Source organism: Agrococcus sp. SGAir0287, from assembly GCF_005484985.1.
Taxonomy (GTDB): domain Bacteria; phylum Actinomycetota; class Actinomycetes; order Actinomycetales; family Microbacteriaceae; genus Agrococcus.
Genome location: NZ_CP027942.1, coordinates 2,314,047 through 2,337,807 on the forward strand (window position 1 = coordinate 2,314,047; position 23,761 = coordinate 2,337,807).

The window sequence follows — 23,761 nt, forward strand, 5'->3', positions numbered from 1 at the left end:
CGGCCTCGACCTACGGCGACGCAGATGGCGCAGGCTCGCCCGATCCGTCGCCGACGATGATCGTGATGGGCGAGCCGGAGAGCGCCTGGTCGGTCGACTCGACCGCGCTGACGCCGATGACCTGCGCGACGCCGAGCGCCGCCGCCTCGAGGTCGCCCTGGTAGTAGACGGTGGTGGTCGCGCGCTGCTCGCTCGCGTCGGCGACGGCGGCGACGGGCCAGCCCGCGCCCTCGAGCGAGGCGGCGATCGGATCGGCGGCGTCGGCGCCCGACGCGTCGAGCACCGTGATCGTCGTGCCGTCCGGCAGCGCCGCGGGATCCGTGATCGGCTCGGGACCGACGGGGATCGACGTGTCCACCTCGCCGACGCGCAGCAGCTGCAGCGCGCCGAGGCCACCGACGACGAGCACGACGCACGCCGCGGCCGCGACGATGACGGTCATCCACCAGCGCCACCACGAGCGCTCGGGCGCGCGGTGCACGCCGACCCTGCCGAGGCGCGGCGGCACGTCGAACCGATCGGTCACGACGCCTCCCCGCGATCGCGGATGCGCTGGAGCCTGCGCACGAGCAGGGCGTCGTATCGCAGGGCGGCCTCCGTGTCGATCAGGGCGTTGAGCTGCTGGTAGTAGCGGGTCGCGGTCCATCCGAACCGCTCGCGGATGGCTCCGGCCTTCGCGCCCGCATGCGTGCGCGCGGCCCCCTCGAAGTCGAGGATCGAGCGCTGCAGCGCCGTGAGGTCGTCGGCGTCCTCCCGCTCGGACATGACCCCCGATCATACCTTCGCGCAGGGCGTACGCCGCGACGCGCGCCGCGCATGCCGGGCGCGTAGCATCGAGGCATGAGCGACTTCCAGGCCACGACCGACGACCAGTGGCGCGAGCGCCTGTCGCCGGAGGCGTACAAGGTCCTGCGCGAGGCCGGCACGGAGCGCCCTTGGACGGGTGCGCTGCTCGACGAGCACCGCCACGGCGTGTACTCGTGCGGTGCGTGCGGGCAGGAGCTGTTCAGCGACGAGGTGAAGTTCGACTCGGGCTGCGGCTGGCCGAGCTTCTACCAGGCCGACCCCGGCGCCGTGACGCTCGTCGAGGACCGCTCCCTGGGCATGGTGCGCACCGAGGTGCGATGCTCGCGCTGCGGCAGCCACCTCGGCCACCTCTTCGACGACGCGCCGCAGACGCCCACGGGCGACCGCTACTGCATGAACTCGGTCGCGCTGGACTTCACGCCGAAGGACTGACGCCCCGGCGCGTCAGGCGACGTCGCGCGGTCGACGTCGGACGGTCGAGACGGCGACGCCCGCGATCGCGAGCGCCGCGCCGACGAACGACAGCGCCGAGACGGGATGGCCCGCCGCGGGCGCGACGAGGTCGAGCGTCAGCGCCATGACGACCTGCCCCGCGATCGACGCGAGCCCGAGGGCGAGCACGCCGATGCGATGGACCGCGACGGCGGCGATCGCGATGAACGCGCAGCCGAGCGGGCCGCCGAGGTAGAGCCACCACTCCCCCGGCAGCGGTGCCAGCTCCACGCCGCTCGCGAGGCGCACGAGCACGACGACGGCGAGCGCCAGCGTGCCGACGAGGAAGTTCGACGTCGTCTGCGTGAGCGCGGACCGCGTGTGATGCTGGACCTGCCCCGCGAATGCCTGCTGCAGCGCGATGAGCATGCCGGCCGCGAGCGGCAGCAGCACGAGCAGCACGGACGACGCGACGAACCCGCCGGCGGCCGCGCCGACGATGACGGCGGCGATCGTCACGAGCGCCCCGAGCACGCGCTGCGCCGTGATGCGCTTCGCCCCGAGCACGCCGATCCCCATGCGGTCGACCGCGAGGCCCGACAGCGTCTGCCCCGCGACGATGCCGACGGTGAAGAGCGCGACGCCGAGCGTGGGCACCGCGAGCCCCTGCGCCGCGACGACGACGGCGCCGAAGAGCCCCGTGAGGGCGTACCACCAGCGCAGGCTGCCGTCGCGCAGCGCCGCGACCATGCGGCGCACGCCCGCGCGGCCCGCGGGCAGCGCGAGCGAGAGCGTGCCGACGAGCGCGAGGCCGATGCCGAACGAGATGAGCGCCGCGGCCGTCCCGTCGCCGATCCGCACCGCGAGCTCGCCGTTCACCCGGCTCTGCAGCGCCATGGCGAGGCCGCCCACGAAGGCGGCGAGGATCCACACGAGACGCACCGATCCAGCCTACGCGCGCCGGATGCTCCCGCCGGTCATGCGGGCGTGCTCGGGCTCGCCTCGCGTCGTGCGAGGATGCTGCCTGCGCCCCTGTAGCTCACCAGGTAGAGCATCGCACTTGTAATGCGGAGGTAGCCGGTTCGAGTCCGGCCGGGGGCTCCACGTGACGGCAGCCCAGCCAGCCGCCGCCCCGAGCATCGCACTCGTCATGCGGAGGCAGCCGGTTCGAGTCCGGCCGGGGCTCCACGAGACGGCAGCCCAGCCAGCCGCCGCCCCGAGCATCGCACTCGTCATGCGGAGGCAGCCGGTTCGAGTCCGGCCGGGGCTCCACGAGACGAGGATCGACCCGTCGGCCGTCGAGCCGCGCGTCAGCCCTCTGCCACGAACGCGGCGAAGGCCGCGGGGTCGGCGACGTCGCCCGAGTACAGGCGCTCGCCGACGTAGATGCTCGGCACGCCGCCGAGCGGCTGCCCGTCGGGGAGGTCGCCCGCGAGCGCACGCTCGGTCGCCTGGCGCGTCCACCACGCGAACGTGCCCTGCTCGACGCACTCCCCCGCACCGGGAGCCTCCTCGTCGGCGAGCGCGACGACGCCCGTCGCGTCGAGGTCCGCGCCGCGCGCCGTGAGCGCCTCGAGCAGCGGCAGCGCCGCATCCGGGTCGGCATCGGCGGCGCACGCCACGGCGGCGACGCCGAGCGACGAGGCGTAGCCCGACTCCGCCGTGTCGCCGATCGCGACCGGGCGATAGGCGATCGTCGCGGTGCCGTCGACCGCCCAGGCCGCGAGCTGCTCGCCGTTCGCCTCGAGGAAGCGACCGCAGTAGTCGCACGTCGGGTCGACCACGACCGTGATCGTCGTGCCATCGACCTCGAGCGCCTCCGGCTCGCCGTCGGCGGGCACGGCATCCTGCGCGACGACGCCGCCGGCATCGACGACGAGCGCGTCGGCGAGGTTCGCGGGACCGTCCGCGGGCTCGAGCCGCGCGACCTGCCCGCCGAGCGCGTCCTGCAGCGCGTCGACGTCCGGATCCTGCACGAGCCAGCGACCGGACCACAGCACGGGCTGGTCGAGCAGCAGCGCGCCGGTGCGCAGACGCGTCGCCTGCGCCTCGTCGACCGCGAGCGTGAGCACGGTGTCGGCGCCGCAGGTCGCGACCGCCGGATCGTCGTCGGATGCGCGGAACTGCTCGACGAGGTCGGTGCAGGCGCCGCCCGCGTCGACGTACGCCGCCGACAGCTCCTGCAGCGACTGCGGGGTGGCGGGCTCGGCGCCGGGCGCGCAGCCCGCGACCGCGAGGAGCGCCGCGCACCCGACGAGGCCGGCCGCGGCCCGTCGGATGCGCGAGCGCATCAACCCTCGCTCGGCGCGGGCGAGGCTTCGCTCGGCGCAGGCGTCTCCGACGGCGTCTCGCCGGAGACCTGGCCGAGGGCCGCCTGCACGAAGGCGGTGAACGAGGCGCCGTCGCCGGGCTGGCCGCGGTACTGCTCGCCGTTCACGAGGACCGTCGGGGTGCCGGTGATCTGCACGCCGTCCTCGCCCGAGGGGCCCGGCTCGAGCTGCGCGTCCTGCGTGGCGCGCTCGACCCATCCCTCGAACTGCACGGACTCGACGCATTCGGTGAACGCCGCATCGACGTCGACGCCCGCCTGCTCGGCGAGGTCGATCATCTCCTCGTCGGTGAGGCCCTCGGTGTTCTCGCCCGGCTGGTTCTCGTACATGAGCGCGTTCCACGCGTAGAAGCTGTCCGGCGACGTCTCGGCGACGCACGCCGCGGCGTTCGCGGATCGCGTCGAGTACTCCTCGCCGAGCGAGAGGCGGTCGAGGAAGGAGACCGGGTGGTACTCGACCGTCGCGACGCCGTCGGTGAGCAGCTGGTCGATGTACGGGCCGTTCGTCAGCTCGAACTGGCCGCAGAACGGGCAGAGGTAGTCCTGGTAGATGACGATCTGCACGACGTCGTCGCGCGGCTCGGTCGGCACGGGTGCCTCGTCGGCGGCGAGCGCCGGCGTCGTCTCCGCGACGTAGCCCTGACCGATCACGATGCCGTCGGAGGCCATGTTCTCGGGCCCCGGCCCGGGCGGGCGGATCGCGTTGACGATCACGAGCGTGACGACCGCCACGATCGCGACGGCGCCGACGACGATGCCGCCGATCGTGAGGCCCTTCCGCAGGCGGTCCTGGCGCTGGCGCTTCGCCTGCTGCGCCTTGGCAGCCTCGCGCGCCTGGGCGCGGCGCTCGTTCTTGGTGAGTCGTCGATCGTTCGTCATCGGTCCTCGTCGGTGTCGTGGGGCCGCCGACCAGGATACGGGCGATTGCTATGAGGAATGCGCGACCGTGTGCCAGAGTGTGAGCACACGGGACGGCGACGTCCCGCTTCCGTTCACGAAGGATCGTCCGGCACGTACCTGCCGGTGAAGGAGGACGACGATGGCGTCTGTCACGTTCGACAAGGCGACCCGCCTGTACCCGGGAGGCACCCGGCCGGCGGTCGATGCGATCGACCTGGAGGTGGCGGACGGCGAGTTCCTCGTCCTCGTCGGCCCCTCCGGCTGCGGAAAGTCCACGACCCTGCGCATGCTCGCGGGCCTCGAGGAGGTGAACGACGGTCGCATCCTCATCGGCGACCGCGACGTCACCGACATCCCGCCGAAGGACCGGGACATCGCCATGGTGTTCCAGAACTACGCGCTCTACCCCCACATGACCGTGGCCGAGAACATGGGCTTCGCGCTGAAGATCGCGGGCGTCGGCAAGGACGAGCGCGCCGAGCGCGTGCTCGAGGCCGCCAAGCTGCTCGACCTCGAGCCCTACCTGTCGCGCAAGCCGAAGGCGCTCTCGGGTGGTCAGCGCCAGCGCGTCGCCATGGGCCGCGCCATCGTGCGCCAGCCGCAGGTGTTCCTCATGGACGAGCCGCTGTCGAACCTCGACGCGAAGCTGCGCGTGCAGACGCGCACCCAGATCGCGTCGCTGCAGCGCCGCCTGGGCGTCACGACGGTCTACGTCACGCACGACCAGACCGAGGCGCTCACGATGGGCGACCGCATCGCGGTGCTGAAGGACGGCATCCTGCAGCAGGTGGGCACGCCCCGCGACCTGTACGCGAGCCCCGCGAACGTGTTCGTGGCCGGCTTCATCGGCAGCCCCGCGATGAACCTCCTGCAGCTGCCGACGAACGACCAGGGCGTGCTGTTCGGCGACCACGTCGTGCCGATCCCCCGCGAGACGCTCGCGAAGGCGAAGCAGGTGACGGTCGGCATCCGCCCCGAGGACCTCACGATCTCGACGTCGGGCCCCGGCCTGCCGATCAAGGTCGACCTCGTCGAGGAGCTCGGCGCCGACGGCTACCTCTACGGCACGGCGCAGTCGTCGAAGGTCGTCGACGTCTCCGAGGCGGTCGACACCGAGGCCGAGGCGACCGACGGCGTGAGCCTCGTCGCCCGCGTCGACGGCCGCAGCCACCCGATGATCGGCGACGAGGTCTTCGCCGTGCCGGACGCCTCCCACCTGCACCTCTTCGACGCGGAGACGGGCGAGCGCCTCTGACCCGTCGTCGCGATGCGACGAGCGCGGGGCGGGACCGGATGGTCCCGCCCCGCTTCGTCGTCCCGGTCGCGCGTCAGCCGCGCGCAGCCTCGAGCGCGGCCGCGAAGGCCGCCGCATCGCCGGGCTGCCCCGTGTAGCGCGCGCCGTCGACGAGGACGGTGGGCGTGCCCGTGAGCGGGCTGCCATCGCCGGGCAGCGGCTGCGTCGTCGCCGCCTCGGTCGCCGCCTCGACGAAGGGGCGGAAGGCGACGGCGGCGACCGCCTCGTCGAGCGCCTCCGACTGGGCGCCGGCAGCCGCCGCGATGGCGAGCAGCTCGTCGTCGTCGAGTCCCGTCGTGTCCTCGGCGGGCTGCTGCTCGAAGAGCGCTCGCAGCACGGCGGGCGTCGCCTCGGGATGCAGGGAGGCGACGGCCGCGACGAGGTTCGCCGCACGGGTCGAGTACTCGGTGCCGAGCGAGAGCCGGTCGAGGAACGAGACGGGGTGCGTCTCGAGCGCGACCTCGCCCGCCGCGACGGCGTCGGCGAGCATCGCGCCGTTCGTCGCCTCGAACTGGCCGCAGAACGGGCACAGGAGGTCGACGTAGACGACGACGTGGATGCGGTCACCGACGTCCGTGGTCGGCACGGGCGCCGCGGCCGCCTCCGGAGTCGTCACGACGCCCGCATCCGTCTGGAGCACGCCATGGCTCGCCATGTTCGCCGGGAAGCCCGATGCCGCCCCCGCAGGCGACGGCGCGGGCGGCGGGACGAGGACGCAGCCGGCGAGGACGAGCGTTGCGAGCAGCGCGGAGACGACGGAGGCGGAGCGGCGCATCCGACCACGGTAGGCGCCGCGCCTCCACGTCGCCTGGCTAGGCTCGGGAGCATGAGCGGCAACCTGCGCATCACGTCCGCCGTGATGGACGCGACCCTGCTCGAGATGCCGTGGCACCTGCCGCTCGACGAGTGGCCCGACGACGTCGTCGTGACGCTGCCGAAGGGGATCTCGCGCCATCTCGTGCGCTTCGCGCACCTGTCGGGTCGCGTCGTCGCGCTCAAGGAGACGAGCGACGAGATGGCGCGCGGCGAGTACGACATGCTGCGCAGGCTGCAGCGGCTGCAGGTCCCGTGCGTCGAGCCGCTCGCGGTCGTCGCCGGACGCGTCGACGCCGACGGCGAGCCGCTCGACACGATCCTCGCCACGCGGCACCTGAAGTTCTCGATGCCCTATCGCGCCCTCTACTCCGGCTCGCTGAAGGTCGCGACGGCGCAGCGGCTCGTCGACGCGCTCGCCCTCCTGCTCGTGCGCCTCCACCTCGTCGGCTTCTTCTGGGGCGACGTGTCGCTGTCGAACACCCTGTTCCGACGCGATGCCGGAGCGTTCGCCGCATACCTCGTCGACGCGGAGACCGGCAAGCTCTACCCCGGCGGCCTCTCCCGCGGCCAGCGCGAGAACGACCTCGAGATCGCGCGCGTCAACATCGCGGGCGAGCTGCTCGACCTGCAGGCCGGCGGCAGGCTCGACGAGGGGCAGGACCCCGTCGAGGTGGCCGGCTCGATCGTCGCCCAGTACCGCGAGCTGTGGGCGCAGCTCACCGAGGTCGAGCAGTTCGACAGCGCGGAGCGGTGGCGCATCAACGAGCGCGTGGAGCGGCTCAACGCGCTCGGCTTCGACATCGAGGAGCTGCAGATCCGCACGGAGCAGTCGGGCACGACCGTGCGCATCCAGCCGAAGGTCGTCGACGCCGGCCACCACCACCGTCGCCTGCTCGGGCTCACGGGCCTCGACGCCGAGGAGAACCAGGCACGGCGCATGCTCAACGACCTCGACCAGTTCGCGGCCGCGCAGCGGCGCCGCATGCCGGACGCGGACGACGAGCAGCTCGCGCACGACTGGCTCGTGACGCGCTTCGAGCCCGTCGTGCAGTCCGTCCCGCGGCATCTGCGCGGCAAGCTCGAGGCGGCCGAGGTGTTCCACCAGGTGCTCGAGCACCGCTGGTACATCGCCGAGCGGGAGTCGCGCAGCGTGCCGCTCGCCGAGGCCGTGCAGTCGTACATCGTCGACGTGCTCGAGCACCGGCGCGACGAGGCGGCCTTGCTCGGCGTCTCGACGCAGACGGTGCCGATCCCGATCCTCGGACCGAACGGGCAGCCGATCGGCGACGAGGACGTCGAGGTCGACTGGCGCGACCTGGTCTGAGCCGCGAGGCTCAGCCCCTGCGGCGCTTCGCGACCTCGTAGAGCGTGACGGAGGCCGCGATGCCGGCGTTCAGCGACTCGGTCGCGGCCGAGATCGGGATCGACACGATCGCGTCGCACGTCTCGGCGACGAGGCGCGAGAGCCCCTTGCCCTCGCTGCCGACGACGATCGCGAGCGGACCGTCGGCGAGCTCGAGCTCGTGCAGGTCGACGTCGCCGTCGCCGTCGAGGCCGACGACGAACACGCCCTCGGCCTTCAGCTCCTCGAGCGATCGCGTCAGGTTCGCCGCCATCGCGACGGGCGTGCGCGCAGCGGCGCCGGCGGACGTGCGCCAGGCGGATGCCGTGACGCCCACGGAGCGGCGCTGCGGCACGACGACGCCGTGCGCGCCGAAGGCGGCGGCCGAGCGGATGATCGCGCCGAGATTGCGGGGGTCCGTGACGCCGTCGAGCGCGACGATGAGCGCGGGCTCCTTCGCCTTCCTCGCGCGGTCGAGGAGATCGCCGGGGTGCGCGTACTCGTACGGCGGCACCTTGATCGCGATGCCCTGGTGCACGGTGTCGGGGCCCGTCATGCGGTCGAGCTCGGGACGCATGACCTCGAGGATGGGGATCGAGCGCGACGTGGCGATCTTCAGGATCTCCTGCACGCGCTCGTCGATCTCGATGCGCGCCGCGACGTAGAGCGCCGTCGCCGGGATGCGGGTGCGCAGCGCCTCGAGCACGGCGTTGCGGCCGGTGACGAGCTCGGAGTCGTCCTTGGCGCTCGACGGCTTGCGGTGCCGCGGCGGCTGCGGCGAGCCGCCGCCGCGCGCCTTCGCTGCGGCGAGGCGCTCCTGGGCGGCCTTGCGCTTGCCCGCCGGGTGCCAGGCGCGGTCCTCGGCCTTCGGCGTGGGCCCCTTGCCCTCGAGCGCGCGGCGGCCCTTGCCGCCCGTGCCCTTCGTGGCGCCCTTCTTGCCTCGAGGGCGCTGCGGCTTGTTGCTGCTGCTCATGCGATGCTCCAGGTGGTGTCGTCCTTGCCGTCCGCGACGGCGATGCCGGCTGCGGCGAGCGCATCGCGGATGCGGTCGGCGGCGGCGAAGTCGCGGGCGTCGCGCGCGGCGCGACGGTCGGCGATGAGTGCGTCGACGAGGCGGGCGAGCGCGGCGTCGGCGGCGCCGGAAGTCGGCGCGCCCCAGACGGGGTCGGCGGGGTCGAGTCCGAGCACGCCGAGCATGGCCCGCACCGAGGCGGCCGCCGCGAGCGCCGCATCCGTCTCGTCGGCGTCGATCGCGGCGTTGCCCGCGCGCACGGCGTCGTGCAGCGCGGCGACGGCCTGCGGCGTCGAGAGGTCGTCGTCCATCGCGGCGGCGAAGGCGCCCGGCACCTCGCCGACGCCGACCTCGCCGAGCCGCGCGGCGCGCTCGAGGAAGCCCTCGATGCGCGTGAACGCCGCCTCGGCCTCCGCGAGGGAGCCGTCGGCGAGCACGCCCTCGACGGTGCGGATGTCGATCGCCGAGCGGTAGTGCGGCGTGGCGAGGAAGTAGCGCACGACGATCGGGCGGGCCGAGGCGAGCAGCTCGTGGGCGAAGATCGAGTTGCCGAGCGACTTCGACATCTTCTCGCCGTCGACGTTCACGGTGCCGTTGTGGCTCCAGACGCTCGCGAACGGCAGGCCCGCCGCCGTCGACTGCGCGAGCTCGTTCTCGTGGTGCGGGAATCGCAGGTCGAGGCCGCCGCCGTGCACGTCGAACGCGTCGCCGAGGTAGCGGCGCGCCATCGCCGAGCACTCGATGTGCCAGCCGGGGCGGCCATCCCCCCACGGCGACGCCCAGGACGCCGTCGGCGGCTCGTCGTCCTTCGTCGCCTTCCACAGCGCGAAGTCGCGGCTGTCGCGCTTGCCGCGCGGGTCGGCGTCGCCGGCGGGCTCGAGATCCTCGAGCCGCTGGCGCGTGAGCGCGCCGTACTCGGGCCACGAGCGGACGTCGAAGTAGACGTCGGCCGAGCCGTCGAGCGCCGGATACGCGTGCCCGCGCTCGATGAGGCGAGCGATGAGCTCCTGCATCTGCGGGATCGACGCCGTCGCGCGGGGCTCGTACGTCGGCGGCAGGATGCCGATCGCCCGGTACGCGGCAGTGAACTCGAGCTCGATCCGGTACGCGAGCGCGAACCACGCCTCCGCGTCCGTCGCGCCCGCGAGCACCTTGTCGTCGATGTCCGTGACGTTGCGCACGAGCGTCGTGCGCAGGCCGCGGTGCTCGAGCCAGCGACGCCACACGTCGTAGGCGAGCGCGCTGCGGAGGTGCCCGACGTGGGGACTCGACTGCACCGTGGGCCCGCACACGTAGAACGACACCTCGCCCTCGCGCACGGGCACGAGGTCGACGGTGCGCTGCGCGCGCGAGTCGTGGATGCGGATGGTCACCACGGAAGCCTACGGGTCCGGCTGCGTCGCTGCGGCCGTGGGCGACGGGCGGCACGTAGGATCGGCGCGAACCGCGTGATCACGAGGGAGCCCGATGCCGTCCGCCCGCTCGCAGGAGATGCTCGTGCGAGCAGCGACCCTGTACTACGTCGACGGGCTCTCGCAGGCCGAGGTCGCGAGCGCGATCGGCGTCTCCCGGTCGAACGTCTCGCGCGTGCTCGCCGAGGCGCGCAAGGCCGGCATCGTCACGATCACCATCACGGATCCCTTCGGCCGCGCCTCCGACCTCGAGCAGCTGCTGCAGCAGCGGTTCGGGCTGCGCGAGGTGCGCGTCGCGCGCGGCTCGGACGACGACCTCGGACGCGTGGGGCTGCTCGGCGCCGAGTGGCTCGAGCGCGAGCTGCCCCACGAGGGCGCGATCGCGCTGTCGTGGGGTGCGAGCGTGCAGGCCGTCGTCGACGCCGTGGAGCCCGGCAGGTCGCGGCCGCGGCTCGAGGTGCTGCCGCTCGTGGGTGGACTCTCGATCGTCGACTCCGCCCAGGACGGCAACGTGCTCGTGCGCTCGCTCGCGACGCGGCTCGGCGCGAACCATCGGCGCCTCTACGCCCCCGCGGTGGTCGAGTCGGCGACGCTGCGCGACGGCCTGCTGCGCGAGTCGACCATCGGCTCCGTGCTCGATGCGGCGGCCGCGGCGCAGATCGCCGTCGTCGGCATCGGCGTCGTCGGGTCCGGCGCCTCGGCGGCGATCGTCGAGTCGACGAACCTGTCGCCCGACGAGCAGGCCGCGTTCGAGTCGTCCGGCGCGATCGGCGACTGCTGCACGCGCTTCTTCGACGCGAGCGGACGCCCCGTCGACTCCCCCGTCGACCGCCGTGTCGTCGCGATCGAGCTCGAGGCGCTGCAGGGCGTCGGCACTGTCGTCGCCGTCGCGGTGGGCGCGCGCAAGGCGCCCGCGGTGCGTGCGGCGCTCGCCGGCGGCCTCCCGGACGTGCTCGTCATCGACGAGCCGCTCGCGACGGCGCTGCTCGCCGAGGCGTGAGCCGCTAGGCCAGCAGGGCGTCGAACGCCGCCGCGAGCTGGGCGGGCGTGCGCGCGGCGCGTAGCGTCGCATCCCAGCCGTCGCGCTGCACGAGGTCGACGAGCGAGGCGAGCACCTCGACCTGCGAGTGCGCCTCGGTGACGAGCAGCACGATGACGACGTCGACGTCGACGCGGTCGTCCGCCGTGCCCATGACGCCGAACGGCACGGGCGTCGCGAGGGTCGCGACCGCGAAGCCCGCCTCGAGCACGTGCGACGGATCGGCGTGCGGGATCGCGACCGGCACCGCCGTGGGCAGCCCCGTCGGGTACGCGCGCTCGCGCGTCACGAGGGCGTCGGCGAAGGACGTCGCGGCGTGGCCGCCGCGGATCGCGTGATCGGCGAGCGCGCGCAGCGCACCCTCGGCGTCGCGGGCGACGAGGTCCACGGCGCACGCGTCGGGCAGCGCACGCATCGGGGTGCTGGTCATGGAGCCTCCTCGCTCACGGATACCACCATCTTGGAGCACGGATGTGCGCGTCGCGTGCATCGGGCGGCATCCGTGGTGCATGATCGAGGCATCTCCCGCCCCGAGCGATGCGAAGGAGCATCCATGAGCGCGAAGCGCATCCTCGTCGTCTGCGGCACCGGCGTCGCCACCTCCACGGTGGTCGTCCAGAAGGTCCGCGCATTCTGCGAGTCGGAGGGCATCGACGCGACGATCTCGCAGGGTGCCGTCGCCGACCTCGTCAGCGGCAGCCCCAACGCCGACCTCATCGTCGCCACCACCCAGGTGCCCGCGACCGTGACGATCCCGGTGGTGCACGGCCTGCCGTTCCTCACGGGCATGGGCGTCGACGCCGTGCACGCGCAGCTGCGCGAGCACCTGGCCTAGCCGCTCGCGCCACCCGGCGCCCGCCCCTCCCGAGCGGACGCCGCGACCCCTCGGGGTCGTCGCAGCACGCGGGGATCCGCATCCGCGGACCCTCGCACCCATCGAAGCGAAGGAGCTTCCACATGGACTGGTTCACCGATGCACTCTCGGCGGTCAGCGGATATCTCAGCGCCCTCGGCGCCTCCATCACGCTGCCGTTCCTCATCGCCATCTTCGGCATCATCCTCGGCCAGAAGGTGCCGCAGGCGATCCGCGCCGGCCTCCTCATCGGCGTCGGCTTCATCGGCATCAACCTCGTCATCGGCCTCATGGGCACGCAGGTCGGCCCGGCCGCGACCGGCATCGCCGAGAGCCTCGGCGTGAACCTGACCACCATCGACGTCGGCTGGCCGTCGTCGGCGGCGATCGCGTTCGGCTCGACGATCGGCGCGATCATCATCCCGCTGGGCCTGCTCGTGAACATCGTGCTGCTCGCCACCGGCATGACCCGCACGTTCAACATCGACCTCTGGAACTTCTGGCACACCGCGCTCGTCGGCGCGCTCGTGGCCGCCGTGACCGAGAGCTTCTGGCTCGGCATGGCCGCCGCCGCGGTGCACATGACCGTCGTGCTCGCCCTCGCCGACCTCTCGGCGCCGTGGATCCAGAGGTACTTCGGCTTCCCCGACATCTCGTTCCCGCACGGCACGTCCGCGCCGTACATCGCGTTCGCGGCACCGCTCAACTGGGTGTTCGACCGCATCCCCGGCTTCAACCGCCTCAAGGCCGATCCGGCGACGATCCAGCGGCGCTTCGGCGTGTTCGGCGAGGCGATGATCCTCGGGTTCGTGCTCGGCATCCTCCTCGGCATCCTCGGCTTCGGCTTCGACGACCCGCGCGCCGACTCGATCGCGATCCTCACGCTCGCCGTCTCGCTCGCCGCGGTCATGGTGCTGCTGCCGCGCATGGTCGCGCTGCTCATGGAGGGCCTCATCCCGATCTCGGAGTCGGCGAAGGCCTTCGTCGAGCGCCGCTTCCCGGGTCGGAAGTTCTACATCGGCCTCGACGCGGCGATCGCCGTCGGCCAGCCGGCGGTGCTCGCGACGTCGCTCGTGCTCGTGCCGGTCACCGTCGTCGTCGCCGTCGCGCTCGCACCGCTCGGCAACACGGTGCTGCCGCTCGTCGACCTCGCGACCATCCCGTTCATCGTGGCGATCATGGTGCCGATCTTCCGCGGCAACATCGTCCGCTCGGTCATCGGCGGCGCGATCGTCATCGGCATCGGTCTGTTCATCGCGACCGCGACCGCGGGATCGTTCACGCAGATCGCGCAGAGCGCGGGCTTCGAGCTGCCGGACGGCGCGACGCGCATCTCGTCGCTCGTCGACGGCGCCAACCCGCTCACGGGCCTGTTCTTCGGCGCCTCGCAGCTGGGCGGCTGGACGATCGCCGTGCTCGCGGTGCTCGCGCTCGGGTTCGCATTCTGGGTGTCGCGGATCGAGCGCCGACGGGACCGCGACCGCGCCGCCGAGGCGGCGAGGGCGCAGTCGGAGGCGGAGGCGGCAGCAGCCGAGCGGCAGCGGCCGGCGGAGGCGTAGGCCACCGGACGCGCCGCGACCCCGGCTCGCGCGCTCCCCACCAGCTGGTCGAGGAGCGCGCGAGCCCATGGGCGAGCACGCGTCACGAGACCACGCGACTGCCGCTCCCGCCCAGCCGTGCGCGTGCAGGCGTCGAGCGGGCACCGCGCGTGATCTCGTCACGGCTCCTCGCTCGCGCTCGCGGCCTCCTCGACCAGCTGCTGGGAAGCCCCGCCGAGGTGCCCCACCAGCTGGTCGAGGAGCGCGCGAGCCCTTGGGCGAGCACGCGTCACGAGACCGCGCGACGGCCGCTCCCGCCCAGCCATCCGCGTGGTCGCGTCGAGCGAGCACCGCGCGTGGTCTCGTGACGGCTCCTCGCTCGCGCTCGGGGCCTCCTCGACCAGCTACTGGGGAGCCCAGCTGCGAGCGGGCGGACGATGCGATCGGCGGATGCGACGAGGGGCCCATCGCCGCAGCGATGGGCCCCTCGGTCGGACGGGTGGCGATCAGCCCAGCAGCGCCGGGTTCGCCGCGAGCTCGCGCATGCGCTGGAGCACGCGTGCGGCATCCGCACCGTCCGCGACGCGGTGGTCGAGCGTGAGGCCGACGGTGCACTGCAGTCGCGGCCCGAACGAGCCGTCGGGCGCGACGAGGATGCGCTGGGCGATCGATCCCGTCGACAGCGCCGACGACTGCGGCGGGGTGAGGAGCGCGTTGAACCGGTCGATGCCGAAGCCGCCGAGGTTCGACAGCACGCTCGTGCCGCCCTGCAGCCGGTCGGCCGACAGGGTGCCGGCCCGCGTCTGCTCGACGGTCTCGGCGATCGACGCCGCCAGGTCCGCGAGCGAGCCGCGGTGCGGGTCGACGAACACCGGTGCGATGAGGCCCGAGGGGCTGTCCACCGCGAGGGCGATGCCCACGTGCGGGTTCGCGACCGGGCCGTCGTCGGTCCACGTCTGGTTGACGGGGGCCGACTCCGCGAGCGCCTGCGCCTGCATGCGCATGAGGATCGCCGTCCAGCTCGCGCCGCCGAGGGCCGTCTTGCGCACGGCGTCGAGCCGCGACAGGTCGAGGTCGACGTAGGCGGTGAACTGCGGCACGAGCGCCGACTGGTCCATGACCCGTGCGACCGCCATGCGCGTGCGCCTGCGCCGCGCCGCAGCGGGGTCGCTCGGCGACCTCGGCGCGGAGGTGGCGGATGCGGGGGTCGCGACCGGCACCGGCGCGGATCCGCCGGCAGGTGGTGCAGCCGGTGCCGGCGCGTCGGTGGGCTGCGGCGAAGGCGCCGCGGCGGGCATGGCGGACGACGCCTCGACGTCGCCGACGGTGATGGCGCCCCAGCGACCCGTGCCCTGCACGGCCGCGAGGTCGACGCCGCGCTCGCCGGCGAGCGTGCGCGCCGCTGGCACGGCGGCCGGCCAGCCGGGTGCGCCGGTCGAGGGCGCGGCGCTCGTCGCGGTCGGCGCCGGTGCTGCCGGCTCCGCCACGGCATTGGCGACCGGCGCGGCGTCGGCCGCGTCGGAGGCGGGCGCGTCGAAGAGGCCGCCGAGGAGGTCGTCGGAGTCGGAGGTGATGTAGGCGATGGGCTCCCCTACGGCCACGACGTCGTCGGGCTCCGCGACGATGCGCGCGAGCACGCCGTCGTACGGGCTCTCGACCTCCATGTCGACCTTGTCGGTCGTGACCTCGGCGATGGGCTCGCCGTTCTTCACGGCGTCGCCCGGCTGCTTCAGCCAGGCGACCATGGTGCCCTCCTCCATGGTCATCGACATCTTGGGCATCGTCAGCGCGAGCTCGGGCATCTCACCACTCCTGCACGAGCGCGGTGGCGGCGGCGACGATGTCGTCGACCTGGGGCACGACGGCGCGCTCGAGCTGCGGCGCGTACGGGATCGGCACGTCGAGGCCCGACAGGCGACGGATGGGTGCGCGCAGGTGCACGAACGCCTCCGACTCGGCGATGATCGCCGACACCTCGCTCATGAAGCCGAGCGTCTGCACCGCCTCCTGCACGAGCAGGGCGCGACCGGTCTTGACGACCTCGGCGAGGATCGTCGCCGAGTCGAGCGGGGTGAGCGTGACGGGGTCGACGACGGTCGCCTCGATGCCCTGCTGCGCGAGCAGCTCGGCCGCCTCGAGGGAGCGCTGCACCTCGACGCCCGTCGCGACGATCGTGACGTCGCCACCCGTGCGGCGCACGGCGGCCTTGCCGATCGGCGTGCGCACGTCGCCCGTGCGCACCTCGAACGACTGCTTGTACAGCAGCTTGTGCTCGAGGATCATGACGGGGTTCGGGTCGTCGAGCGCCGCGAGCAGGAGCCCCTTCGCGTCGTCGCCCGAGGCGGGCATGACGACCTTGAGGCCCGGGATGTGCGCGAACCACGACTCGAGCGACTGCGAGTGCTGCGCCGCGGCCCCCGTGCCGGAGCCGCCGGGGGCGCGGATGACGAGCGGCACGCTCGCCTCGCCGCCGAGCATGAAGTGGATCTTCGCGGCCTGGTTGGCGATCTGGTCCATCGCCTGCGCCGTGAAGTCCGAGAACTGGATCTCGACGATCGGCTTCATGCCCGTCATCGCGGCGCCGACGCCGAGCCCGACGATGCCGAGCTCCGAGATCGTCGTGTCGCGGATGCGGTCGGTGCCGAGGTCGTCGACGAGCGTGCCAGTGACGCCGAACGCGCCGCCGTAGCGGCCGACGTCCTCGCCCATGAGGAAGACCGCGGGGTCCTGCTCGATCGCGATGCGCAGCGCGTCGCGGATGGCCTCGGCGTACGTCATCTCCGCCGTCTCGGCGCCCGGTCGGGCGCCGAGGCCGACGGGGTGCTCGTCGCCGGCGTGGATCGGCGCCGTCGGCGCCTGCTGCTGGTCCTGCAGCGTCATCGCATGACTCCCTCGCTCGAGGCGAACACGGCGTCCAGGAGGTTCTCGGGCGAGGCGTCCGGCGCCGCGGCAGCGCGCTGCACGGCGCCGCGCAGCTCGTCGCGCACCTCGTCGCGCACGGCCTGGATGTCCTGCTCGGTGAGCGTGCCCGCCTCGAGCACGGCCTTCTCGAAGCGCGCGATCGGGTCGTTCGACTCGCGCCACGACTCGATCTCGTCGCGCGTGCGGTACAGGTTCTTGTCGCTCTTCGAGTGGCCGCGCCAGCGGTACGTCTCGGCGACGATGAACGTCGGCCCCTCGCCCGCGCGGGCCCGCGCGACGGCCGTCTCGACGGCGTCGTGCACGGCCTGCACGTCGTTGCCGTCGACGGTGACGCCCGGGATGCCGTAGCCGTTCGCGCGGTCGGAGAGCTGCTCGAGCGGGAACGCCTTCGCCGACGACATCGACATGCCGTACAGGTTGTTCTCGCAGAGGAACACGACGGGCAGCCTCCACATGGCCGCGAGGACGACGCCCTCGTGCCACGCGCCCTCGCCCATCGCGCCGTCGCCGTGGAAGCAGACGGCGACCTGGTCGGTGCCGCGCATCTGAGCCGACAGGCCGGCGCCGGTCGCGATGGGCACGCCGCCCGCGACGATGCCGTTGGCGCCGAGATTGTTCGTCGCGGCGTCGGCGATGTGCATCGAGCCGCCGCGGCCCTTGCAGTAGCCCGTCTCCTTCGCGAGCAGCTCGGCCATCATCCGCTCGAGGTCGGCGCCCTTCGCGATGCAGTGCCCGTGGCCGCGGTGCGTCGACGTGATGTAGTCGTCGCGCCGCAGCGCCATGCACGCGCCCGTCGGCACGGCCTCCTGGCCGATCGACAGGTGCATGGTGCCGTGCATGAGGCCGCGGCCGTAGAGGTCCTCGACGGCCTCCTCGAAGCGGCGGATGCGCCAGAGGGTGCCGAGCGCCTCGATGGCGGCGGCGCGGTCGGTGACGATCTGCATCAGCGAGCCCCCGCCCCGACGAGCGTGCCGAGGTCGATCGGGGCGTCGCCGCCGTCGAGCACGCCGGCGTCGAGCAGCAGGTCCTGCAGCCTGCGCAGCACGACGATCGTGCGCGACTCGTCGAGCGCCACGTCGTCGTACGTGATCGCGGTGCCCTTGGCGACGTCGCGCACGAGGGTCGCGGCGCTCGCGAGGCCGATGGGCAGCTCGCGACCGGCGCGGGCCTCCGCCGCCGGCACGGCGTCGCCGTAGACGTGCTCGCCGCCGATGCCGTCGATGCGCTCGCCCGCGACGAGGTCGCGCTTCGCCATCGCCGACACGTCGGCCTTCCAGGCGCGCGGCGCGAGGGAGGGCTGGCCGTCGACCATGACCTCGCCGATCGACAGCACGGCCTCGACCGAGGCGAGGTGGTACGGGCGGTAGAACGAGAAGTAGGGACCCTTGCCCATCTTGAGGTAGGAGAGCTCCTCGTGGACGACGGGGTGCGTCGCCTTGCCGATGACGAAGACGCCGGGGGCGACGTCGCCCGTGGCGTAGTCGACGACGCCGCTCGCCTCGAGGATGCCGCCGTCCTCGACGGGCTTGAACACGTCCTGCAGCGTCTTGACCGACGCCTCGGGTCCGTGCATGGAGCGGCGCGTGAGCTCGAGACCGGTCGCGTTGGCGAGGTCCGCCATCTCGATCATCGTCTTCGTACCGTCGACGAACGAGCACAGCATGCGGGGGTTCATGCCCTTCTGCTGCGCCTCCTCGGCGAGGCTCTCGGGGGTGGCGTCCTGGCGCAGCGGGTTGTTCTTGCCCTTGCCCGCCATGACGACCTCGAGGCCGATGTCCTCGACGAACTCGACGAGCTTCAGGCATTCGACGGGCTCGTCGCCGCGGCACACCGTGTAGATGGCGCCGGTCTGCTTGGCGACGGCCTGCAGCAGCAGGCCGACCGTCACGTCGGCCTCGACGGTCATGAGGGCGACGTGCTTGCCCGCGAGCAGCGACGCGAGGGCGACCTTGGCGGCGACCTCGGGCACGCCCGAGACCTCGATGACCATGTCGACGGGGAGGCGCGTGAGCGCGAGGCCGTCGTCGAGCACGACGTGCCCGCCCGCCTCGATCGCGTCGACGAGCGCGGCCTCGTCGCCGCGGGTCACGTCCTCGATGCCTGCCTTGCGCAGCGCCGTCTCGGCGCGCTCGATCGCGACGTCGGCGACGGCGACGACGTCGACGCCCTTCTGGCGGGCGATCTGGGCGATGAAGCCCGTGCCCATCTGGCCTGCGCCGACGAGTCCCACGCGGACGGGGCGCCCGAGGCGCTGCTCCCGCTCCACGAGCCTGCTGGTGTATCCCATGGTCTCGACCTCTCCGAATCTCGCGTCATGCACATTCGTGCATGTAGACGCGCACATTGTTGCTCTTACGATAGCAGGCTGTCGCCAGCCCGCGGGTGGATGGAGGCCGTCGCGAACGCGACGGGATCCCGAACGGCGCGAGCCCCGTCGCATCGGCGACGGGGCTCGCGGCTCAGCGCCTCTTGCGCATCGAGCGGTACTGCGCGATGGCCGACTCCACGGCCTCGCCCAGGCGCTTGTCCTTCGCACGGTCCCGAGCGCCCGAGAGCGACCCCAGCAGCTCGGGATGGGGGCGGAAGCGAGCGAAGACGCTCGCGCCCACCATGGCCTCGGCCGCCTCGATGCGCGAGGAGGCCGAGTCGACGACGAGCAGCACCACGGCTCCTCGGAACCAGCCCTTGCCGCGGCCGGAGACGAGGAACGACTCCCGCGCGCCCTGGTGCTCGGCGACCATCCGCCGCGTCGCGCGCTGGTACGAGAAGTGCTGCCACAGGCTCAGCGCGATGCCGAGCAGCAGGACGACGAGGAGGACGATGCCGAAGCGTCCGTCCAGCTCCATGGTCAGCCCCGTCGCTCGAGGGCGATGCGGTCGCCCGCCGCGATGGGGCCCGCCTGGCCGTCGACGAACACGGCACCCGGCAGGAGCGCCTGGTCGTCGGCGGGGTCGCAGTACAGCACGACGTGACCGAGCTCGCGCAGGTTCTGGCCGGCGAGCTCGCCCGCCGCGCGCACCGTGAGCTCGGTGGAGCCGAGCACGACGACGTCGCCGGGCTGCGGTGCGAGGCCCTCGCCGGCGGTGCCGCCCTCGTGGACGACGCTCACCTCCGCGAGCGCATCCGGGCACGGCTCCCCGAAGAGGATGACCACCCCCGCATCGATCATGTCCTGGGCATCCGCCCCGATCCTCGTCACCGTCGCCTCGTAGAGCGTCGTCATCGTGCTCGACATCCCTTCCATCGTTCGTCCCAGTCTCGTCGTCGTCGCGCGTTCGCCGCTACACCAGCAGGAAGCTGACGAAGTACGCGAGCACGACGGCCAATGGCGAGGTGATGAGCCTGGAGAACAGCACCGCCGGCACGCCGATCGAGACCGTCTCGGGCTTCGCCTCGCCGAGGGCGAGGCCCACGGGCACGAAGTCGCAGCCGACCTGGCCGTTGATCGCGAACAGCGCGGGCAGCGCGTAGGCGACGGGCAGGGCGCCGGCGCCGATCTGCGTGCCCATGAGCACGCCGACCACCTGGGCGATCGCGGCACCCGGGCCCAGGATGGGCGACAGGAACGGCAGGCCGGTGATGACGCCGAGCAGGATGAGGCCGAGCGGGTTCGACGCGAGCGGCGTGACGCCCTGCGCGATGAGGTCCGACAGCCCCGTGTACGTGACGAAGCCGATCAGGAGGCTCACGTACGCCATAAACGGGATGATCGTCTGCAGCACGAGCGTCAGCGCCTGACGGCCCGACGACAGCAGCGTGTTGATGATGCCGCCGATCACGCCGCCGAAGGACGTGGCCACGCGCGAGAAGACGCCGATGAAGCCGCCCTGGTTGCCAGCGTTCGCCTCGGCCTTCGCCGCCGCGATGCGGTCGGCGCCCACGCGGCTCGCCTTCGGGTCCGCCGACATGTCGAGGGCGTTCGCCGCCTGCGCGGGTGCCGCCGACGCCGTGACGTCCGCCCCCTCGCCGGCGAGCTCGACCTGCTCGACGCCGACCGCCGAGACGAAGACGTCGGGCGTGATGAACTGCGCGAGCGGGCCCGAGGGCTCGCCGGGGTAGACGTCGACCGTCAGCATGCGCTTCTTCGGGTAGACGCCGATGCGGGCGGTGCCGCCGCAGTTGATCACGACCGCCGCGACCTTGTCGTCGGGGACGGAGTTCGTGAAGCCGTCGACGGCCTCGGCACCCGTGAGCTCGGCGATGCGCGCCGCCACGGGGTGCACGCCGCCGCCCGTCACCGAGAGGATGACGTTCTTGTGCTCGTCGGGGGTCACGGTGAGGCCGGGGCCCCAGCCGCCGTTGCCCGCGGAGACGCGGACGCTCTGGAAGTCGCTCATGGTCAGGCCGCCTTCTTGGCCAGGCGAGCCGCACGTGCGTCGGCGAACTCGCGGTCGTAGCCGTCGAAGACCTCGGTGAGGCCCTGTCGGCGGATGAGGAAGCGGGTGATGAACTCCGTGATGAAGCCGCGGAAGAAGATCACGACGATGCCCGTGAGGAAGTAGAGGATCGCGAGGACCGGGTACTTCTCGGGCGCAGCCTGCAGCACGCCGGCCGAGATGCCCGCCCACACGAACAGCTCGCCGCCGTTGGCGTGCGGGAAGAAGGTCGTGACGGGGTGCACGAACGAGACGGCCGAGTCGTAGAAGGCGGGCTTCTGCCGCTCGGGCAGGTAGACGCCGAACGAGTAGCACATCGGGTTCGTCAGCAGGATGACCGCGAGGATCGGCATGAGCGTGTAGCGCGTGATCGCGAAGCGTGCGGAGAACTGCACCGCTCGCGTCATGCGCGCCTCGCCGACCCACGTCGTGATCGCGTACATGAGCGTGAGCAGCACGATCAGCGTCGGCAGGATGCCGGTCACGAGGCCGACGAAGGCCTCGCCGGATGCCTGGAAGAGTCCGATGAAGTGCGTGGCGATCCACGTCAGCACCTGCATCACGGGGTTGTCGCTTGCCGGAACCGGCGGCGCATCAGTCGCCGCGAGGTGTCCGAGGGACGCTGCTTGGAGCATCGGCCCGCCTTTCCGCCGACGCTTCGCTCGCGCCGGCGACCAGGTCGTCGAGGAGTCGACGACACGCCATTGTGTTGGGTTGTGCACATCCGTGCAGACGATGCTTCACGAACGTGCTGCGCATGTCTACCACGACCACGGGCCGTCGGCAACGCGCGAGGGCTTGACACGCCGGTGCGCGCTCGTCACGCGCCGAGCGGTCCCGTCTGCTGCGACGTCGCGGAGCGCACGAGCGCCGTCGCGATCGCCGCGACGCCCTCGCCGCGGCCGGTGAACCCGAGCGCGTCCGACGTCGTGCCCGCGACGCTCACCGATGCGCCGAGCACGGCCGACAGATGCGCCTCGACCTCGCGGCGGCGCCCGGCGATCCGGGGCCGCTCCCCCACGACCTGCACCGCGACGTTCACGAGCTCGTAGCCGTGCTCGCGCACGAGCCGGAGCGTCTCGGCGAGGAAGACGTCGCCCCGCGCGCCCGCGAGCCGCGGATCCGAGGTGCCGAAGACCTCGCCGACGTCGCCGAGCCGCACTGCCGACAGCATGGCGTCGCAGATCGCGTGCGCCACGACGTCGCCGTCGGAGTGCCCGGCGAGCCCCACCTCCCCCGGCCAGTGCAGCCCGCCGAGCCAGAGCTCGGCGTCGGGATGGAAGGCGTGCACGTCCGTGCCCGTGCCGACGCGGATCGTCGAGGCGGGATCGTGCTGCAGCATCTCCTCCGTGCGCCGCAGCTCCCACGTCGTCGTGATCTTCGATGCGAGCTGGTCGCCGGCGATGACGCGCACGGGACGGCCGAGCTCGCTCACCAGTGCGGCGTCGTCGGTGTGGTCTTCCGTCGCGCGCGCGTGGCCCTCCTCGAGCCAGGCTCGCGGGAAGCCCTGCGGCGTCTGGACCGCCGTGAGCTGCGACCGGTCGAGGGTCTCGACGACGCGGTCGTCGTCGGCGAGGCGCTTGATGGTGTCCGACACGGCGAGGCCCGTGATGACGCCCTCGCCCGTGCGCTCGACCTCCGCGGCGACCGAGTCGAAGATGACGGCGGGCGCGAGCGGGCGCGCGGCGTCGTGCACGAGCACCGTCTCGATCGACGCCGCCAGGTGGCCGAGGGCGATGCGCACCGAGGCCTGGCGCGACGGCCCGCCGACGACGATCGTCGCCCGCTCGACGTCGAGGCCCGGCACGCCGTGCAGCAGCTCGCGGGCGATCGCCTCGTGGCTCGGCGGCACGGCGAGGACGATCTGCGGATGCCGACGCATGCCGGCGAGCGACTCGAGCGCGTGCGCGAGGATCGGCCGGCCCGCCAGGTGCACGAAGGCCTTCGGCTCGCCGAGCCCGAGTCGCAGCCCCTCCCCCGCCGCCAGCAGGATCACCGCGACGGTGGGCGCGGGCGCGGTCGACGGGTCGGTCACCCGGTCGACGATACGCGCACACCCCCGGTGCGCTGCGCGCGCCGGGGGTGTGCTGCGGATCCGGGTGGGGCTACGAGGCGAGCACCTCGTCGAGGACGTTGCTCGCTGCCTCCTCGTCGGTCTTCTCCGCGAGCGCGAGCTCGGAGACGAGGATCTGGCGCGCCTTCGCGAGCATGCGCTTCTCGCCGGCCGAGAGGCCGCGGTCCTGGTCGCGGCGCCACAGGTCGCGGACGACCTCGCTGACCTTGATGACGTCGCCCGAGGCGAGCTTCTCGAGGTTCGCCTTGTAGCGGCGGCTCCAGTTCGTGGGCTCCTCGGTGAAGGGCGCCTTCAGCACCTCGAAGACCTTGTCGAGGCCCTCCTTGCCGATGACGTCCCGGACGCCCACCAGGCCCACGTTGTCCGCAGGGACCTCGATCGTGAGGTCGCCCTGCGTCACGTTGAGCTTGAGGTACACCTTCTCCTCACCCTTCACCTTCCGCTTCTTCACCTCGGTGATGGTGGCCGCACCGTGATGCGGATAGACGACGGTCTCGCCGACCTCGAAGTTCATAGGAATAGGCTCCTCGATTGCACAGACTCTTGATTCTACCACCGACCGCTGCCATGATCCGCGGCCGGCGGACGGGGCGGACGGGCCCGAGCGATCCGCCC

The 23,761-nt window shown here is 72.7% G+C and carries 25 protein-coding genes and 1 tRNA gene; 7 read left to right on the plus strand and 19 right to left on the minus strand.

Translation table 11 applies throughout. The features are described 5' to 3' along the window. Positions 1 to 10: 10 nt before the first annotated feature. Both C1N71_RS11020 and C1N71_RS11025 read right to left on the minus strand, forming a co-directional pair. Positions 11 to 526, minus strand: a complete 516-nt coding sequence (locus C1N71_RS11020) for a LytR C-terminal domain-containing protein (RefSeq protein ID WP_137756445.1) — start codon at positions 524 to 526, stop codon at positions 11 to 13. After that, on the minus strand, positions 523 to 765 hold the full coding sequence (locus C1N71_RS11025) for a DUF3263 domain-containing protein (RefSeq protein ID WP_137756446.1): 243 nt from the start codon (positions 763 to 765) through the stop codon (positions 523 to 525). Before C1N71_RS11025 ends, C1N71_RS11020 begins: the two co-directional genes overlap by 4 nt. Before the next feature lie 75 nt (positions 766 to 840). Here C1N71_RS11025 and msrB point away from each other — a divergent pair, with 75 nt between their 5' ends. Continuing rightward, the gene (msrB, locus tag C1N71_RS11030; RefSeq protein WP_137756447.1) at positions 841 to 1,239 is read left to right on the plus strand and encodes a peptide-methionine (R)-S-oxide reductase MsrB; all 399 of its coding nucleotides are present in this window, start codon (positions 841 to 843) and stop codon (positions 1,237 to 1,239) included. 12 nt (positions 1,240 to 1,251) lie between these two features. On the opposite strand, the gene C1N71_RS11035 is transcribed toward msrB, so the two are convergent. Next, entirely contained in the window at positions 1,252 to 2,181 is a 930-nt protein-coding gene (locus C1N71_RS11035) for a DMT family transporter (protein ID WP_254677985.1), read from the minus strand. A gap of 86 nt (positions 2,182 to 2,267) precedes the next feature. On the opposite strand from C1N71_RS11035, the gene C1N71_RS11040 reads away from it, so the two are divergent. Then, positions 2,268 to 2,343: transfer RNA gene (locus C1N71_RS11040), tRNA-Thr, on the plus strand. Between the two features lie 206 nt (positions 2,344 to 2,549). Here C1N71_RS11040 and C1N71_RS11045 read toward each other — a convergent pair. Beyond that, the gene (locus C1N71_RS11045) at positions 2,550 to 3,530 is read right to left on the minus strand and encodes a DsbA family protein (RefSeq protein WP_137756448.1); all 981 of its coding nucleotides are present in this window, start codon (positions 3,528 to 3,530) and stop codon (positions 2,550 to 2,552) included. Continuing rightward, a complete protein-coding gene (locus tag C1N71_RS11050) occupies positions 3,530 to 4,447 on the minus strand; it encodes a DsbA family protein (RefSeq protein ID WP_137756449.1) in 918 nt (305 codons plus the stop codon). Before C1N71_RS11050 ends, C1N71_RS11045 begins: the two co-directional genes overlap by 1 nt. A 160-nt stretch (positions 4,448 to 4,607) precedes the next feature. Here C1N71_RS11050 and C1N71_RS11055 point away from each other — a divergent pair, with 160 nt between their 5' ends. Further along, positions 4,608 to 5,723, plus strand: coding sequence for an ABC transporter ATP-binding protein (locus C1N71_RS11055; protein ID WP_137756450.1), 1,116 nt, complete (start codon positions 4,608 to 4,610; stop codon positions 5,721 to 5,723). A 73-nt stretch (positions 5,724 to 5,796) separates the two neighbouring features. Here C1N71_RS11055 and C1N71_RS11060 read toward each other — a convergent pair whose 3' ends face one another. Next, entirely contained in the window at positions 5,797 to 6,537 is a 741-nt protein-coding gene (locus C1N71_RS11060; RefSeq protein WP_137756451.1) for a DsbA family protein, read from the minus strand. Positions 6,538 to 6,588: 51 nt separating this feature from the next. Here C1N71_RS11060 and C1N71_RS11065 point away from each other — a divergent pair, with 51 nt between their 5' ends. Beyond that, positions 6,589 to 7,902, plus strand: coding sequence for a DUF4032 domain-containing protein (locus C1N71_RS11065; RefSeq protein WP_137756452.1), 1,314 nt, complete (start codon positions 6,589 to 6,591; stop codon positions 7,900 to 7,902). 10 nt (positions 7,903 to 7,912) lie between these two features. Here C1N71_RS11065 and rlmB read toward each other — a convergent pair whose 3' ends face one another. Both rlmB and cysS read right to left on the minus strand, forming a co-directional pair. Beyond that, positions 7,913 to 8,893, minus strand: coding sequence for a 23S rRNA (guanosine(2251)-2'-O)-methyltransferase RlmB (rlmB, locus tag C1N71_RS11070; RefSeq protein WP_137756453.1), 981 nt, complete (start codon positions 8,891 to 8,893; stop codon positions 7,913 to 7,915). Further along, the gene (cysS, locus tag C1N71_RS11075; protein WP_137756454.1) at positions 8,890 to 10,305 is read right to left on the minus strand and encodes a cysteine--tRNA ligase; all 1,416 of its coding nucleotides are present in this window, start codon (positions 10,303 to 10,305) and stop codon (positions 8,890 to 8,892) included. The genes rlmB and cysS overlap by 4 nt, the downstream gene beginning before the upstream one ends. 124 nt (positions 10,306 to 10,429) lie before the next feature. On the opposite strand from cysS, the gene C1N71_RS11080 reads away from it, so the two are divergent. Continuing rightward, entirely contained in the window at positions 10,430 to 11,344 is a 915-nt protein-coding gene (locus tag C1N71_RS11080) for a sugar-binding transcriptional regulator (protein ID WP_217495992.1), read from the plus strand. Positions 11,345 to 11,348: 4 nt separating this feature from the next. On the opposite strand, the gene C1N71_RS11085 is transcribed toward C1N71_RS11080, so the two are convergent. After that, the gene (locus C1N71_RS11085) at positions 11,349 to 11,813 is read right to left on the minus strand and encodes a PTS sugar transporter subunit IIA (protein ID WP_137756456.1); all 465 of its coding nucleotides are present in this window, start codon (positions 11,811 to 11,813) and stop codon (positions 11,349 to 11,351) included. 123 nt (positions 11,814 to 11,936) lie between these two features. On the opposite strand from C1N71_RS11085, the gene C1N71_RS11090 reads away from it, so the two are divergent. Both C1N71_RS11090 and C1N71_RS11095 read left to right on the plus strand, forming a co-directional pair. Then, positions 11,937 to 12,218: a PTS sugar transporter subunit IIB gene (locus C1N71_RS11090; protein WP_137756457.1), complete on the plus strand. Its 282-nt coding sequence runs from the start codon at positions 11,937 to 11,939 to the stop codon at positions 12,216 to 12,218. A 122-nt stretch (positions 12,219 to 12,340) separates the two neighbouring features. Continuing rightward, complete coding sequence (locus C1N71_RS11095) at positions 12,341 to 13,795, plus strand: PTS galactitol transporter subunit IIC (RefSeq protein ID WP_137756458.1); 1,455 nt, start codon at positions 12,341 to 12,343, stop codon at positions 13,793 to 13,795. Positions 13,796 to 14,280: 485 nt separating this feature from the next. On the opposite strand, the gene C1N71_RS11100 is transcribed toward C1N71_RS11095, so the two are convergent. The 10 genes from C1N71_RS11100 to C1N71_RS11145 all read right to left on the minus strand — a co-directional run bounded on the left by C1N71_RS11100 (position 14,281) and on the right by C1N71_RS11145 (position 23,660). Then, complete coding sequence (locus C1N71_RS11100) at positions 14,281 to 15,576, minus strand: dihydrolipoamide acetyltransferase family protein (RefSeq protein WP_137756459.1); 1,296 nt, start codon at positions 15,574 to 15,576, stop codon at positions 14,281 to 14,283. 1 nt (position 15,577) lies between these two features. After that, positions 15,578 to 16,654: an alpha-ketoacid dehydrogenase subunit beta gene (locus C1N71_RS11105; RefSeq protein WP_137756460.1), complete on the minus strand. Its 1,077-nt coding sequence runs from the start codon at positions 16,652 to 16,654 to the stop codon at positions 15,578 to 15,580. Continuing rightward, the gene (locus C1N71_RS11110) at positions 16,651 to 17,640 is read right to left on the minus strand and encodes a thiamine pyrophosphate-dependent dehydrogenase E1 component subunit alpha (RefSeq protein ID WP_137756461.1); all 990 of its coding nucleotides are present in this window, start codon (positions 17,638 to 17,640) and stop codon (positions 16,651 to 16,653) included. Before C1N71_RS11110 ends, C1N71_RS11105 begins: the two co-directional genes overlap by 4 nt. Next, positions 17,640 to 18,983, minus strand: coding sequence for an NAD(P)H-dependent oxidoreductase (locus tag C1N71_RS11115; protein WP_137756462.1), 1,344 nt, complete (start codon positions 18,981 to 18,983; stop codon positions 17,640 to 17,642). Before C1N71_RS11115 ends, C1N71_RS11110 begins: the two co-directional genes overlap by 1 nt. A 172-nt stretch (positions 18,984 to 19,155) precedes the next feature. Continuing rightward, positions 19,156 to 19,542: a transcriptional regulator GutM gene (locus C1N71_RS11120; RefSeq protein WP_137756463.1), complete on the minus strand. Its 387-nt coding sequence runs from the start codon at positions 19,540 to 19,542 to the stop codon at positions 19,156 to 19,158. Positions 19,543 to 19,544: 2 nt separating this feature from the next. Beyond that, complete coding sequence (locus C1N71_RS11125; RefSeq protein WP_137756464.1) at positions 19,545 to 19,931, minus strand: PTS glucitol/sorbitol transporter subunit IIA; 387 nt, start codon at positions 19,929 to 19,931, stop codon at positions 19,545 to 19,547. A gap of 46 nt (positions 19,932 to 19,977) precedes the next feature. Beyond that, on the minus strand, positions 19,978 to 21,033 hold the full coding sequence (gene srlE, locus C1N71_RS11130; protein ID WP_137756465.1) for a PTS glucitol/sorbitol transporter subunit IIB: 1,056 nt from the start codon (positions 21,031 to 21,033) through the stop codon (positions 19,978 to 19,980). Between the two features lie 2 nt (positions 21,034 to 21,035). Further along, positions 21,036 to 21,632 (minus strand): PTS glucitol/sorbitol transporter subunit IIC, encoded by a 597-nt coding sequence (gene srlA, locus C1N71_RS11135; protein ID WP_175414192.1) that lies wholly within the window; start codon positions 21,630 to 21,632, stop codon positions 21,036 to 21,038. A 260-nt stretch (positions 21,633 to 21,892) separates the two neighbouring features. After that, positions 21,893 to 23,107, minus strand: coding sequence for a 2-C-methyl-D-erythritol 4-phosphate cytidylyltransferase (gene ispD, locus C1N71_RS11140; protein ID WP_137756467.1), 1,215 nt, complete (start codon positions 23,105 to 23,107; stop codon positions 21,893 to 21,895). A 70-nt stretch (positions 23,108 to 23,177) separates the two neighbouring features. Beyond that, complete coding sequence (locus C1N71_RS11145) at positions 23,178 to 23,660, minus strand: CarD family transcriptional regulator (protein WP_092502670.1); 483 nt, start codon at positions 23,658 to 23,660, stop codon at positions 23,178 to 23,180. Positions 23,661 to 23,761 lie beyond the last annotated feature (101 nt).